A 13773-nucleotide genomic window follows, 5' to 3' on the forward strand; every position below is an offset into this window, starting at 1 on the left:
CATGCCCTGATCAGGGGCTGTAGCGGCCTGGCGCGATCACGCCATTCGGATCGAGCGCGTGCTTGATGGCCCCGACGGCTTGCCAGTACGGATCGGCCGGATCGACGACGCTTTCCATCATGTCCGCCCGTGCACGGTAGACCTCGAGCTGCCGCGCGCGCAAGTGTGCGTGCAACGCATCGGCGGTTTTCCGGGCCGCCGCGGACTCGGCGGCATCGTCGCGGTTGAACAGCAGGTTGATCACGGCGACCAGTGAAGTGGCCGTTTCAATATTGATCGTCATATACAGTTCGAACGGCCGGGCCACTTCCTCCAGCTCGCGAACCAGCGCCTCGACCAGCGCGCCATTCATCGGCAAGGCCGGGTTGATGAAGATCAGGCCGCAGCTGGTCCTGTCGAGCTGGGTGGCCGGCAGGTCGCTGCGGCCATACCGCCACAGCAAGTTGTCGATCGCCGCATCGGTCGGCTGGCCGAGCGCCAGCACATGCAGGGGGCGAATCGCGGCGATGGCGGCGGCATTTGCCCGCGCTGCGCGGAAAAAGCGCAGCGCATGCATGATCCGGTAACCCAGCGCCAGCTTTTCCTCGCTTAACTCGCGCACAGTGGCTATGTCGCCGATCCGCTTGCGCACTTCGGCAAGGTTGGCACGCACTTGCGCTGCCGAGCCGGTAACGGCCCCCAGGCTCGTCCACTCGCCCTTGGCGACCAGCGCCAGCGCCTCCTTCGCTTCCACGGCGGCGGCTTGCGGCGTACGGCCGCATTGCTGCTCGAGATAGGTGGTGATGCCATACATCAGCGATGCATTGCTGCGCTGGCGATTGCCGATATGCGTGACCGAATCCATCACGGCTTCCCGCTTCAGCTCGGCAAGCCGGTCGATGAACGGGGCCAGGCTCTTGCCCTCGCGCAGCCCGAGCGATACGGCAACGGCCCGGGGCCGCCTGGGCACCAGCCGGAAGCAGGCGCTCGTCACGATGCCGCAATTCCCCTGGAAAAACAGGCCATCCAGGATCGGGCCCAGTCCGTAAGGATGGCTGTGCGCCAGCGGCGACGACTCGCCAAGGCGGCGAAAGCCTGTATGGATCAGCTCACCCGTGCCCGTGATGACTTCCAGGCCGAACAGATCTTCCCGGCGCGGCCCGAAATACCCCACGCCGCGATCCAGCGCGTTGCCGATGATGCTGGTCTCGCGCGCCGAGCCGGTGACATTGAAGGCGAGATCCGGATGGTGCTGCTGCAGCCACGCATACAGGGCCTGCTGGGTGACGCCGGGTTCGATGACGGCCACCGGATTGCCGCGCGAAATCTCGGCCGCATTGCGGATCGACGTCATCCTGCCCAGGTCGAGCTGGATATCGGTGGGCCGGACGGGTGACGTACCGCCATAGCCGTAATTGAGCCCGGTCGAGACCGGGTTGATGGTCCAGCCACGCCGGTTGGCGAGCCGGACGATCCGTTGCACCTGGGCGGTCGTCCGCGGCCGCAGCACACGCCCCCCTGCCTGTGCCAGGCCTGTGACGTTGGTGGTATCGGCGGTATGTCTTGGCATGGAAGGTACCAATGGAAAAAGCCCGGGCATGCCCGGGCTTGGTGGAACGGGAGCGTCCCGCGATTATTGCAGACGCTTGCGGCGAGCCGTCACACCCATGGCCAGCAGGCCCAGGCCGACCAGCAGCAGCGATTCAGGTTCCGGCACGGCGTTCAGGCGGATCGTCGAGTTCGACGCTTGCGAGATCACCAGGCTGTAGTTGCGGCCAGCGACCAGGGTGCGGATCGGCGACAGGATCGTGCCTTCGAAGTCATGCACGCTGTTCTGGGTCGAGTTCGCAGCTTGCAGGCCACGGTTCAGCTGCGGCGGCGTCCAGGTCAGCACGTTGAAGACATTGCCTTCGTCCGTGATGTCGTTCAGCGTCAGGCTGAAGTTGATCGCGCCCGATGCCAGTGCCTTGGTACCGGCTGGCAGCAGCGGATCGACGAAGGCGCGAACAAACGCGTCGTACGTCAACGCGAAGCCCAGTTGAGCGGTCGTGCCGATCTCGAAGTTCGTGGTCACGGTCACGCCGTTCAGGATGGTGGCATTGGCACCGCCCACCGCTTCAGGGAAGTCGGCCGAAGAGTCGGCTCGGGTCAGGCCGTTTGCACCGCCAGCCAGTGCGTTACCGGTGATGTTCATGTCGCCCAGTGCGAAATTGCCCTGGTTCGTCATGAAATTCGCGGTGACATTGTTTTCCGCGTTGCCGCCATAGATGGCATTGACAGCCGCGGCATCCGGACCGGCGCTACGGTATTTCACGTCGACCGCAGCGGTACCGCCACCCAGAACGACATCGGTGATACTGCCCTGGCCGGCACCGGTGCCTTCGATGCCATTGTAGTTCGAGCTCGCATTGCCGGTGCGCGAGTCACTGCTGATCTGGATCTGCGGAGCGAGCGGGCTCGGCTGGCCATCGGTGCCTACCACCAGCAGGCGCGAGATGGACAAGTCTGCCATGCCCGCCACGCCTGCGAATGCTGGCGTGATACCGAAGGCGGACAGGGCGGCCGCGGCGAGCAGCGATTTGAGTTTCATGATTTCTCCTGGAAATAAGCGGTTGGTCTTGCCTTGACCTTATCTAGCATGGATCGTGCCAGAAAAATCACGTCAATAAAATCAACTACTTACGCTTAGGAATTGTTTTTTCACAAACTCGGTGTAAAGATTTCCGACAGTCCCGGCAACGAATTCTTGTCAACCCGCTTGGGTCCACATCAATGAATGGCATGAGCCATCGCAAATGCGTAGTCACTCGATACACTCGACCTCTACCATGACGTGCGCGCAGCGGCGTTCCCGCATCCCGCACGCGGCTGAAGCGCCACCCAGCCCCGTGGCTTCATCTCGGCCGGCCCAGGCCGTCATTTCCCGGGCGGGACGGCATGCGCGGCATCCGGCGTCTTGCCCAGTTTGAGCAGGTAATAATCGCCGCTACGGCGCAACGAACCCTCGTGCGGCCATACCGGCATCTGTTCGAACTGGCTGGTGAGCGCGCTGCGCGCAGCGGGCGGTGCCGGACGGACAGTGTCGAAGCCGAGCACCCGCAAATACGCGGCGATGCGCTGGAGATTGCCTTTGTCCCAGCCGAAGAAGGAGCCCCTGGTCACGCCCGTCTGGGCTGCGGCGAACAGGGATACCCGCTCTTCCGCGCCGTGGCCGTAGGCGTCGAGCCAGATCGGCTTTCCGGCCTCGTCGCCGCCACGCAACAGCAGCAAGCGGCGGCCGATGTCGAACCCCATGAAGCGGTCCTGGTGCTGGACCAGCGTTGCGGTGGCGATGTATTGCGACGTCAGGTTGACGACTTGCAGCTGGAACAGCGCAAACACCACCAGGCCGGCGATCCAGGCGGCGCCACGCTGGTACGTAAAGGCCAGCAGCGCAGACAGCCAGATCACATAGGGCAAGGCCACCATCGCACGCAGCGGCAGGCTGGCCGGCCCCGTCAGCAAGCACAGCAGGAAAGGCGTTCCCAGCAGGATTGCGAACAACAGCAAGTTCGGCAGCGCCAAGCCGGGGCGGGCACGGGCCACCGCGACCACCGTGCAGGCCAGTGCCACGGCCGCGGCCGGCATCGCCGCCCCGAACTGCCCGGCCGAGCCGGAATAGATCTGCCAGGCCTCCAAGGCAATCGATCCCACCAGCCAGTACGGCGCTTTCAGATTGTCGAGATTGATGAAGCCGGCCACGTATTCCGGCCGGGTGCCGGAGAGGCCCAGCGCCAGCTTGTTCAACACGAAGTACAACAACGCCCCCGCGACCAGGCAGACACCGCCGTGAAAAATCCGCAGGCACGTCTGCCGCCATGGGAAGGCGGCATCGCCCTGGATCGAACGGCACAGGGCGACGCCGATCGTTCCGCAGGCGAACAGCAGCAGCAGGGTCTGGTAGGCGCCGGCGCATAGCGCCAGCAACAGCCCGATCGCCAGCAGCCGGCCGGCCTCATGGCGAGAGAAGTGGGGAGAGAAGCCGGGAAAGAAGCGGCGCAGCGCATCGGCTGGCGCTTCCGCCTGCAGGCACAGCGCGGCGGCGGCCAGCAGGAAGCCGATGCCGGTCGCCGGCACATTGGCCGAAAATTCCTCGATCAGCCACCAGGTCGGGTACGTCACGAACAGGCAGTAGGCCGCGTAGCTGCGCCAGCCCGGCGTTATGCCATGGGCACGCACGAGCAGCATGTGCGTCAGCGCCAGCATCACGGCCAGGAACAGATACGGGCTGAAGGGAATGGACGCCTGCGGGAACAGCAGGGTTTCCACCAGATACGTGGTAAAGCGCCCCTGCGCGATCCAGATTTCGCTGCTGGCGCGCACCGCCGCCAGCTCGTCATCGATGGACGGCGAGTAATTCGCCAGGAAGTACGCATTGGCCACGATACCGACCAGCGTCAGGATAAACAGTTCCCGCCAGCTGAAGCACTGGCGCTGCAGCCACCCGGTCATCGCACTCATCGGATTTTTCCCGCGAACGCGAACTTACTCAAAAGATAGGTCAGCGGCAGCGTGACGAGAATGGCCACTGCTGGTGCCAGCGCCGGATGCTGGCGCAGCCAGGTGACCCACGTCCACACAACGGCAGCCCCGACCGCGTACTGCACCAGGTACACCAGCGGCAGCATCAGGACCGAGCGGTAGCCCTGGTGCACCTTGAAGACAAACACGCGGCCCAGCACATAGCTGATGCCGATACCGCACACGAAGGCGATGGCATAGCTGGCCTGGTAGCCGGCCACGTCGAGCAGCGCCAGGTACATCAGGTAGGTGACAGCGGTGTTCAATCCCCCGGCAAGCAGGAAACGCAGGCCGCTGCCCTTATGCATACCGGTGCGAGATCAGCTCGACGTACTCGTCATAGCTGCGGATGTAGTCGGCATTGTCGTAGTGGTGCGAGGCGAACACCAGCAACACGGCATCGCTCGAGTATTTGTACTGGATACCCCAGGTCATCGGCGGCAGGTACAGGCCCGTGGTGGCGGCATCGAGCACGAATTCCTCGCGCTTCCTGCCGTCGAACGCCACCACGTGCACCGAGCCCTTGATGGCCACCAGGAACTGGTGGCACTCGTGGTGCGCATGCTCGCCGCGGGTTTCCGCGGTGGGCACGCCATACACGAGGAAATAACGCGCCGGCACGAAGGGAATATCCCGGTCGAATTCGCCCACCGACAGGCTGCCGCGAATATCCGCCGCTTCCTTCATCTTGTGCAGGGTCACGCCGCGTACATCGGTGGCGCTGACATTCAATCCCGCTCCCCGGGCTCCCGCCGGCGCGGTATCGCCGGCAGGCACCGGCTTGGCATCGACATAGCCGACGATCTTCGCCGGGTTGCCCACCACGATGGCATTCGGCGGCACCGAGCGGGTGACCACGGCGCCGGCGCCGATCATCGCGCCCTGCTCGACAGTAATGCCCGGCAGGATGGTGGCATTGGCCCCGACCGAGGCGCCGCGCCGGATGATGGTGCGGGCAAATTTCTCGGGGAATTTCTTACTGCGCGGGAAGATGTCATTGGTGAAGGTGGCGTTCGGCCCGACGAACACGTCGTCCTCGAGCGTGACGCCATCCCACAACTGCACGCCGCATTTGATCGTCACGCGGTCCCCCACGCGCACATCGTTCTCGATGAACACGTTGTCGCAGACGTTGCAGTCCGCGCCGATGCGCGCCTCCGGCAATACATGGGCGAATGCCCACACACGGGTGCCCTTGCCGATGTGCGGCGACTCGCACATGGCGCGCTCGTGGATGAAATAATCAACGTTGGTGTGCATGTACATGGGCGCCCTCGAAGACGTGGGATTGGCGGTGGATGGCGTTGGGCCGCTGCTTGGTGTTTTCATAGGTGCGCCAGGCATAGACGCCGACGATACCGAGACCGAACAGGTTGATGGAACCGAGCAGGGCCATCGTCAGGATGGTCATGGCATAACCGGGCACGGCGATCAGCCCGTTGAGACGGGCCACCACCACCACCACGGCAAGCGCCGTCACGAGGGCGGTGCCGGCGGCGCCCACGCGGATCAGCAGCTTGATGGGCAGGTCGGTAAACGAGAACGCGCTGTCCATCAGGTACTTCCATTTCTTCCGGAAGGTCCAGCCGGACTTGCCATGCTGGCGCTCCAGCCGTGTATAAGGCACCACGCTGCGGCGGTAGCCGATCCAGAACAGTTGCCCGATCAGCGAAGAATGCCGCTCTTCGAGCGTGAGGAGGGTATCGCGGAAATCGCGGTTGCAGCCGAACATGTCGACGCCGCCCGGTGGAACGTCCGGCATCACATACTTGCGGTACAGCCACCAGAAAGCGCCGGACATCAACCGCGAAGCCAGCGGATCGCTGCGCCCCTCGCGCACGCCGACCACCACATCGGCCTCGTCGCGCTGCAGGATGTCGTTCATCCGCAACACCAGTTCGGGCGGTTCCTGCAAGTCGGCCGCCATCACGGCGAAGCGGCTGCCCCTGGCAAACTGCAGGCCCATGCGAATGGCGGCAAAGGAGCCGAAATTGCGCGACAACAGGACCAGTTGCGACCGGAAGCGCTGTTGCGGCAGCTGTTTGCGCAACAACACATAACAGTTGTCGGGACTCGCATCGACGACGAAGACGGTTTCGAAATCGCCGCCGACGCTGTCGTTCAGCCGGGTGACCGCGGCCAGCAGTTCCGGCAGCGAACCTTCATTCCCGTAGACAGGAACAATCAGGCTGAGCATGTCACTGGCCGGTGCCGAAGTGGCTGCGCACCGCGGCAATGACACGCTCGACACTTTCATCGTCGAGCCCTGGAAAACACGGCAGCGTGACCACCGTGCCGCTGGCGGCTTCCGTCACCGGCAAGGCGACGTTGCCAGCCTGCGCGTAGGCAGGCTGCAGATGGTCGGGCACGGGATAGTGGATATCGGTGGCAATGCCGGCGGCGCCCATGCTGGCGATGAAAGCGGCGCGGTCCGGCACGCGGATCACATACAGGTGGGCGACATGATCGCCGCCGTTCGACGCTGGCAAGCGGATGGGCAAGCCGGCAAAGGCGGCGGAATACCTGGCGGCGATGGCGCGGCGCCGGGCATTCCAGTCGTCGAGCATGGGCAGTTTTTCACGCAGCACGGCGGCCTGCAATTCGTCGAGCCGGCTGTTGCGCCCGCCCGCTTCGGTCACATGGTACTTCTTGCCCCAGCCATACTGGCGCAGGCGGCGGGCCCGCGTCTCGAGTTCCTTGTCGTTGGTCGTGATGGCACCGCCGTCGCCGATGGCGCCAAGGTTCTTGGTCGGATAAAAACTGAAGCAGGCCAGGTCGCCGAAGCAGCCGGCGCGGGTGCCGTTGCGGATGGCGCCATGCGACTGGGCGCAATCCTCGATCAGGGGCACCCGGGCATCCGTGGCAAGCGCGGCGATCCGCTCGATGTCGGCCATCTGGCCATACAGGTGCGTGACGATGACGGCATCGACGCCCGTGGCCAGCACCGCCTGCAGGGCCGCAGGGGCCATCGTGAGCGTGGCGTCATCGACATCCACGTAGCACGGCTCGGCGTCCACGGCATGCACCGCGGTGCTGCCATAAAACCCCGCATTGGCCACCAGTGCCACCCGTTTCCCCGGGCCGATATCCAGCGTGCGCAGGGCGATTTCCAGGGCGTCCGTGCCGTTTGCCACGGAAATGCACGATTCGGTCCCTTGATAGGCGGCGAATTCCGCTTCGAAGGCGGCCACCTCCGTACCGAGCACGTACCAGTTCCGCTCGAGCACGCGGTGCAATGCGCCGGCCAGGTCCACGCCTTCATTGGCGATCTTCGATGAAAAGAGCGGAACCTGGATGACCATTTGTTACCCTTATCGTTATTCCGAAGAAATTCGCTCAGTTGATTATACGACAATTTCCATGCGTGAAAAGAGGCATCGGCACGACTGTCCACGGGCTGCTCAGCAAGGTATTTTCTGGATTTCCGGCGATGCAGCCGCGTTGTGCGCAGTTCGCACGGGCTTTGGGGGCTGCACACCTTTCGTCACCAAAAGTAGCAATCTGAAAGTCAGTGTGCCCTGCCGCAACGTGCAGGCAGCCAACGAAAGGCGATGGAAACGGCCTATCGGCTTGCACAGAGAGAACCGAAGGAGCGTGGGGCAAGACAGGGGGTGATGCAGAGGTGATGCGGGAAGTGCGGTGCAGGAGAGGTAATGCAGAAGAGGTAATACAGGAGAGGTAATACAGGAAGGTTACTTGAGGGTTACACGAACAGGAACATGTCTGTCCGGATACCGAATACCCTCGTAACGCATTGATTCTATTGGTGCGGCTGGCTGGGATCGAACCAGCGACCCTTGGCTTCGGAGGCCAATACTCTATCCACTGAGCTACAGCCGCACGGAGAACCGAAGGATACCGGCTTTCGTGCCGCGCGTCTATCCGAAAGCACAAGTATTTTGCTCACCGGGATCGTGCCCCGCCCCTGCGAAGCGGTGACGGCGTGGCGTTTCCCGCATGGCCGAGTTGTTTCCCGCTCCATAATTTTGGGACTATAATCAGCCGGTTTCTCGGCCAGAAGTCTGCCATACCCAAGTACCCAGATGTGCACAACATTAACGCGCTGGTCTACCAGCCACTTGTACTAAGGAAATCATGAGCGACGCACACCACGAGCACCAATCCGTCATCCGGACTCCGAAGCAGCTTGCAGCAGCAGTCATCGCATTTTTCCTCGTCACCATCTTCGGCATTGTCCTGCTGGTCCAGTTCGTCACTCAGCAAAAATTGACCGGTGCCGGTTCCGACGCCATGTCGCCCGAAGCCATCGCGAGCCGCCTGAAACCGGTCGCCGACGAAGGCTTCACGTTCAAGGATGCGAACGCACCAAAAGTGTTGCAGACCGCCGAAGCGGTATACACGTCGACCTGCCAGGCCTGCCATGGCGCGGGTATCGCGGGTGCCCCGAAAACGGGCGACAGCGGTGCTTGGGCGGCACGCCTTGCGCAAGGCTATGACACGGTCGTCAAGCACGCGATCGAAGGCTTGCGCGCCATGCCGGCCAAGGGCGGCAACCCGGATCTGGACGATGTCGAAGTAGCGCGCGCGGTGGTGTTCATGGCCAACCAGTCCGGCGCCAAGTTCAAGGAACCCGAAGCGCCCGCCCCTGCCGCCGCCGCACCTGCGACCGCAGCACCTGCCGCCGGCGCCCCCTCCGCCGCCGAAGCCGCCCAGCCGCCAAAAGGCTGAGCAAGATCCCGGAAAGCGCATTGCGCCGGCATGGCCGTTGCGCGGCCCGGCGGGAGGTCATGCCCGAAGAATGTTCAGGATCGATTCACCATCGGAGCAGCACTCTTCCAGCGGTGACAATCCGGGTGGGTATGACGTCCCCGACCACCCCACATCCGCTTGCAGGCCTGTATCCATCAATCTTTGCGATCCTTGAGCCCGGCTTCGGTATATGATCGCTGCAATGCGGGCATTGCAACTGTACATGAGATAACGCAACGATAGCGACGGGTCTTCTCCCGGCCGCAAAAGATGGATGATCACGCATGGCACCTGGCGATCGCCGAAGGCTTGTGCTCCAGCCTTCACCCTGAACCTGGTACCGGACCTTGCAATAGTTGACTTGAACAAGAGCAGGCGCACTGATTCTTCGGCTTTCTCCCTCGGCGGGAGTGCCTGGATGGACAGCCCAGGCCGAAGCAATCGCTGGACCGGCAAAACGCATCATTGAGTATCAACGGAGGGGAACTCATGGCAACCTTTAGCAAAAGGGCAAATGCCTCCGGGCCGGGAGATCATCTGGACAACGATCTCGGGTTGAAGAACGACTTGCCCGTATCGGAGGCTGAACCCTCCGGCGCTCTTCAAAATGTCCTCATCGATACAAAGACGTTCGGCATCCGCCTGGCCGATACCGAAGAAGGCCGCAATTCCGCCAGCTTGCTGATCAACAAGATGTATGCGTGGCGCGGCTATGGTTCTTCCCACAAGGTCGAATCCAATCCCAACCGGATCACGCTGGCCGCATCGGAAAAGGACGGCACCACGATCGGTACCGTGACCCTGGGCATCGACTCCGAGTCCGGGCTGCTGGCGGACGAGATTTTCAAGGACCACGCCGATGCGTTGCGCGAGCGCGGCGCGCAACTCTGTGAAATCACCAAGCTCGCATTCGATCATACCGTGCGGTCGAAACACGCCCTGGGCGCCCTGTTTCACACACTCTATCTCTACGCTCACCACATGCACGGCCGCACCCATGCGCTGATCGAAGTCAACCCGCGTCACCGCCGCTTCTACGAAAGCATGCTGGGCTTCAAGCGCGTGGGTACGGTCCGGGAAAACCCCCGTGTACAGGCTCCCGCCTACCTGCTGGGTGTCGAGCTGACCGATATGGCGGAACAGATCAGCCAGTTCGGCGGCACCGCCGACAAGCCGGCCGGCCAGGCACAGCGATCGCTGTATCCGTACTTTTTCTCCGTACGGGAAGCGGAAGGTATCGTCAACCGCCTGAAGCTGATTGCCTGAGCTGGCCGGAACACGATCCCGTTCAGTTGCGGGTTGTCACGGGCGTTCACGGTTTGCGGCGTCATCAGCCACTCATCGCAGTCGACCGGCTTGCCGCAACTTGTTCAATTCCTTGTTGTAATTGAACGCATTGGCGCGTCACATGGAAGCTGGCACGCAACGGCAAAGGAAGACGCCTTTGCAGCGTCCCGCTGGTCCAGTGGCGGCAACATGCACACCTTGCCAGGTTTCCACCACTCTCCGGTGTAGCCTGGCCCTTCCTGACTGACTGCTCGAGAGCCGCCATCTGCGGCGACTCCACCGCTACCGATGTCCTGCATGTCGACATCGCCGCTGCCTGATGGTCGCGATCGCCAACTCTTGCTCAAAATGCACGTCCGTGTAACCATTGGTCACCCTTACTATTAATCGGGGATTACCATGTACGGTTTGGTCAAAGCAAGTGTCGATGCACGCGCTTACCTGCTCATTGCCTGTAGTACGTTCCTGGCAATCACCGGATGCGGTTCGGAGTCGCCTGAAACGCTGCTGGCGCAAGCCCGCCAGTACGAACAGGCAGGCGATCACAGGGCGGCCATGATCCAGTTGAAAAATGCCCTGCAAGAAACGCCCGACAATCGCGAAGCACGCCTGTCGCTCGCCAATATCCACATTGTGCTGGGCGACGGCGCGGCAGCGGAAAAAGAAGCGCGCCGTGCCGCCCAGCTCGGTGCACCAGCCGCCAGGACCGTGCCGGCCATAGCGCGCGCACAGCTGTTGCAGGGCCAGTTCCAGCGGGCACTCGACGAGCTCGAACGCAGCGGCATGGACGACGCAGGCAGCCTCGCGTTGCGCGGCGAGGCCCTGCTGGGATTACAGCAGGGTGCCCTGGCTCGCCAAGCCTACGCGAAGGCGCTCGAACGCGATCCGGCACATGTCGACGCCATGCTGGGTCTGGCGCGCCAGGACTTGCTGGATGGCGACCTCGGCGGGGCTGCCCGGCTGGCGGAAGACGTACTTCGTACCGCGCCCGACAATACCAGCGCCTGGCTGCTGAAGGGCGAACTGGCCAAGGCCAACCATCAGCCGGCCGCGGCGCTCGCGGCGTACGATCGTGTCCTCGCCATCGCGCCGAAGAATCTCCTGGCACGGTTGCAGAAGGCGCACCTCCTCATGGGCAACAAGGACTATGCGGCCGCGCGCGCGGAACTCGCGAAGGCGGCACAGGTCGCCCCCAACAATCCGGGTACCCTGTACGTGCGGGGATTGCTCGAAGCCGAGCAAGGCCAGTACAAAGAGGCGCTTGCCGCCGCACAGGCGGCATTGCGGGTCAACCCCGACCATTGGCCAACGGTCTTCCTGGCTGGCTCGATGCAGCTGAAACTGCGCTCGTTGCCACAGGCCGAGGAGCATTTGCGGCGCTACGTGCAGGCCCTTCCCGGCAATGCCGATGCGCGGCGCCTGCTGGCCGCCGCGTTGACCGAGTCGAGCCAGGCCAAGGAAGCGCTGAAGGTACTGGCGCCGGTACTGGAGCGCGACGCTGATGCAGCGGCCTTCGCGATGGCCGGGAAGGCGGCGCTTGCACTGAAGCAGCATGGCCAGGCCACCGCCTACCTGGAGCGTGCCGTCGCCCTGGATCCGAAACTGGCGGAAGCGCGGCGTTCACTTGGCCTTGTCCGGATCGCCAATGGCCAGCGGGAACGCGGCTTCGCCGAGCTGGAAGCGGCCGAGCGCCTGGATCCCGGTGGCGAAAGCGGCCTCCTCCTGGCGCTGACAGCCTTGCGGCTGCAGGAGTTCGACAAGGCACTGAGCACAGTCAAGACGCTGGAGAGCCGCAACGGCGCCAAGCCCGAGTTGCTTCAGGTGGCCGGCCAAGCCTACCTCGGCAAGCGGCAGGACGCCGAGGCGCGTGCCAGCTTCGAACGCGCCGTGCGCCTGGCCCCGGCTTACTTCCCGGCCGTGGCCAGCCTTGCCGAGATGGACCGGCGCGAGCATCCCGCTGCCGCCAGGCAAAGGCTTACCGCCTATGTCACGGCTTATCCGAAAAGCGTTGCGGCGATGAATGCGCTGGCAAACCTGGCCGGTGCGGAAAACCGGATGGACCAGGTGACCTACTGGCTGGAACGCGCGCGCGACGCGCAACCGCATGCGGTGCCGCCGGTAATCCAGTTGAGCGCGCAATACCTGCGCACGGGCCAGCAGCGCAAGGCACTCGCCCTGATCCGCAATGCCCAGGTCGCGCATTCGTCCGACGCCAGCCTGCTGGACATGCTGGGCCAGGCCCAACTGGCCGAAGGCGATACCGCCGGCGCTATCGAGAGCTACCAGAAACTTGCCAGCCTGATGCCGGACACACCGCTGGCTCACCTGCGCGTGGCCGCGGTGCACGTGGTGCGGCAGAACGATGGCGCTGCCGAGAGCGCATTGAAAAAAGTCCTGCAGCTCCAGCCCGATCATCTTGAGGCCGAGGTCATGCTGCTGCAGGTCCTCAAGCGGCAGGGCCGGGGCGACCAGATGCAGGCGCTGTTGCGCCAGGTGCAGGCGCAAAAGAACAATGCCAAGGCTGGCTACATGATGGAGGGCGACTGGATGGCTGAGCAGAAGCGCTATCCGGCCGCGCTGGCCGCCTACGAGAAAGCCTATCAGCTGGGCCGGACGCGCGACGTGGTCTTGCGCCAGCACATGGTACTGGCCGCCCAGGGGAACGGGGCCGAAGGGCTGCGCCGTGTCGCTGCGTGGCAGAAGGAACACCCCGACGATGTCTCGGTGCGCGCCTACCTCGCGGAAGCTTATACCTCTGCCCGCCAGTACAAGCCGGCGATCGAACACTGGCAAGCCCTGCTGAAAAACGTGCAGCCCAGCGCAACGATCCTGAACAACCTGGCATGGGCCTATCACCAGGAAAAGGATGCGCGAGCCCTGCCGACCGCCGAACAAGCCTACAAGCTGGACAGCAAGAGCGGCGCCGTGGCCGATACGCTGGGCTGGATTCTGGTCGAGGAAGGGCAGGTACCGCGCGGGATTGCAGTATTGAAGCAGGCTGTAGCGGTAGCGCCGTCGATGCGGGAAGCGCGCTATCATTTGGCATATGCTCTCAAGCAATCGGGTGACAAGCCACAGGCGCGTGCGCAGTTACAACAGTTAATTGCCGCGCACGGTGATGCCGCAGCCGATCAACGGATCCGCGCATTGCTTGGCGAACTCAATTGAGCTGACTCCCGGGCTGGACGATTCCGGAGCATTGCCTTCCCGGGTCGAGGATGGGCCGCAGGTGACTTC

General features: G+C 63.5%; 10 protein-coding genes and 1 tRNA gene. 3 read left to right on the plus strand and 8 right to left on the minus strand.

Annotated elements, in window-relative coordinates; genetic code table 11:
* Nucleotides 1–10: 10 nt before the first annotated feature.
* The 8 genes from EYF70_RS27975 to EYF70_RS28010 all read right to left on the minus strand — a co-directional run bounded on the left by EYF70_RS27975 (nucleotide 11) and on the right by EYF70_RS28010 (nucleotide 8379).
* Nucleotides 11–1549: an FAD-binding oxidoreductase gene (locus EYF70_RS27975; protein WP_165497807.1), complete on the minus strand. Its 1539-nt coding sequence runs from the start codon at nucleotides 1547–1549 to the stop codon at nucleotides 11–13.
* Between the two features lie 63 nt (nucleotides 1550–1612).
* On the minus strand, nucleotides 1613–2569 hold the full coding sequence (locus EYF70_RS27980) for an EDSAP-1 family PEP-CTERM protein (RefSeq protein ID WP_131148295.1): 957 nt from the start codon (nucleotides 2567–2569) through the stop codon (nucleotides 1613–1615).
* A 326-nt stretch (nucleotides 2570–2895) separates the two neighbouring features.
* Nucleotides 2896–4479: a glucosyltransferase domain-containing protein gene (locus tag EYF70_RS27985; protein WP_131148296.1), complete on the minus strand. Its 1584-nt coding sequence runs from the start codon at nucleotides 4477–4479 to the stop codon at nucleotides 2896–2898.
* On the minus strand, nucleotides 4476–4847 hold the full coding sequence (locus EYF70_RS27990; RefSeq protein WP_131148297.1) for a GtrA family protein: 372 nt from the start codon (nucleotides 4845–4847) through the stop codon (nucleotides 4476–4478). The genes EYF70_RS27985 and EYF70_RS27990 overlap by 4 nt, the downstream gene beginning before the upstream one ends.
* Entirely contained in the window at nucleotides 4840–5799 is a 960-nt protein-coding gene (locus EYF70_RS27995) for a WxcM-like domain-containing protein (RefSeq protein ID WP_131148298.1), read from the minus strand. The genes EYF70_RS27990 and EYF70_RS27995 overlap by 8 nt, the downstream gene beginning before the upstream one ends.
* Nucleotides 5783–6736, minus strand: a complete 954-nt coding sequence (locus tag EYF70_RS28000; protein ID WP_131148299.1) for a glycosyltransferase family 2 protein — start codon at nucleotides 6734–6736, stop codon at nucleotides 5783–5785. Before EYF70_RS28000 ends, EYF70_RS27995 begins: the two co-directional genes overlap by 17 nt.
* 1 nt (nucleotide 6737) lies before the next feature.
* Nucleotides 6738–7841: a DegT/DnrJ/EryC1/StrS family aminotransferase gene (locus EYF70_RS28005; RefSeq protein ID WP_131148300.1), complete on the minus strand. Its 1104-nt coding sequence runs from the start codon at nucleotides 7839–7841 to the stop codon at nucleotides 6738–6740.
* 462 nt (nucleotides 7842–8303) lie between these two features.
* A tRNA-Arg gene (locus tag EYF70_RS28010) sits at nucleotides 8304–8379 on the minus strand.
* A 255-nt stretch (nucleotides 8380–8634) separates the two neighbouring features.
* On the opposite strand from EYF70_RS28010, the gene EYF70_RS28015 reads away from it, so the two are divergent.
* The 3 genes from EYF70_RS28015 to prsT all read left to right on the plus strand — a co-directional run bounded on the left by EYF70_RS28015 (nucleotide 8635) and on the right by prsT (nucleotide 13704).
* On the plus strand, nucleotides 8635–9228 hold the full coding sequence (locus EYF70_RS28015) for a c-type cytochrome (protein ID WP_131148301.1): 594 nt from the start codon (nucleotides 8635–8637) through the stop codon (nucleotides 9226–9228).
* A 510-nt stretch (nucleotides 9229–9738) separates the two neighbouring features.
* Nucleotides 9739–10515 carry an N-acyl amino acid synthase FeeM domain-containing protein gene (locus EYF70_RS28020; RefSeq protein ID WP_229420599.1) on the plus strand — a complete coding sequence of 259 codons (777 nt, stop codon included), beginning with the start codon at nucleotides 9739–9741 and terminating at the stop codon, nucleotides 10513–10515.
* A gap of 420 nt (nucleotides 10516–10935) precedes the next feature.
* Nucleotides 10936–13704 (plus strand): XrtA/PEP-CTERM system TPR-repeat protein PrsT, encoded by a 2769-nt coding sequence (prsT, locus tag EYF70_RS28025; RefSeq protein WP_131148302.1) that lies wholly within the window; start codon nucleotides 10936–10938, stop codon nucleotides 13702–13704.
* Nucleotides 13705–13773 lie beyond the last annotated feature (69 nt).

This window comes from Pseudoduganella albidiflava (genome assembly GCF_004322755.1).
Taxonomy (GTDB): Bacteria; Pseudomonadota; Gammaproteobacteria; order Burkholderiales; family Burkholderiaceae_D; genus Rugamonas; species Rugamonas albidiflava.

Bases quoted from the DNA above. Each gene is read 5' to 3' on its own strand.
- EYF70_RS27975 (WP_165497807.1), bottom strand. From the start codon at position 1,549: ATGCCAAGACATACCGCCGATACCACCAACGTCACAGGCCTGGCACAG.
- EYF70_RS27980 (WP_131148295.1), bottom strand. From the start codon at position 2,569: ATGAAACTCAAATCGCTGCTCGCCGCGGCCGCCCTGTCCGCCTTCGGT.
- EYF70_RS27985 (WP_131148296.1), bottom strand. From the start codon at position 4,479: ATGAGTGCGATGACCGGGTGGCTGCAGCGCCAGTGCTTCAGCTGGCGG.
- EYF70_RS27990 (WP_131148297.1), bottom strand. From the start codon at position 4,847: ATGCATAAGGGCAGCGGCCTGCGTTTCCTGCTTGCCGGGGGATTGAAC.
- EYF70_RS27995 (WP_131148298.1), bottom strand. From the start codon at position 5,799: ATGCACACCAACGTTGATTATTTCATCCACGAGCGCGCCATGTGCGAG.
- EYF70_RS28000 (WP_131148299.1), bottom strand. From the start codon at position 6,736: ATGCTCAGCCTGATTGTTCCTGTCTACGGGAATGAAGGTTCGCTGCCG.
- EYF70_RS28005 (WP_131148300.1), bottom strand. From the start codon at position 7,841: ATGGTCATCCAGGTTCCGCTCTTTTCATCGAAGATCGCCAATGAAGGC.
- EYF70_RS28015 (WP_131148301.1), top strand. From the start codon at position 8,635: ATGAGCGACGCACACCACGAGCACCAATCCGTCATCCGGACTCCGAAG.
- EYF70_RS28020 (WP_229420599.1), top strand. From the start codon at position 9,739: ATGGCAACCTTTAGCAAAAGGGCAAATGCCTCCGGGCCGGGAGATCAT.
- prsT (WP_131148302.1), top strand. From the start codon at position 10,936: ATGTACGGTTTGGTCAAAGCAAGTGTCGATGCACGCGCTTACCTGCTC.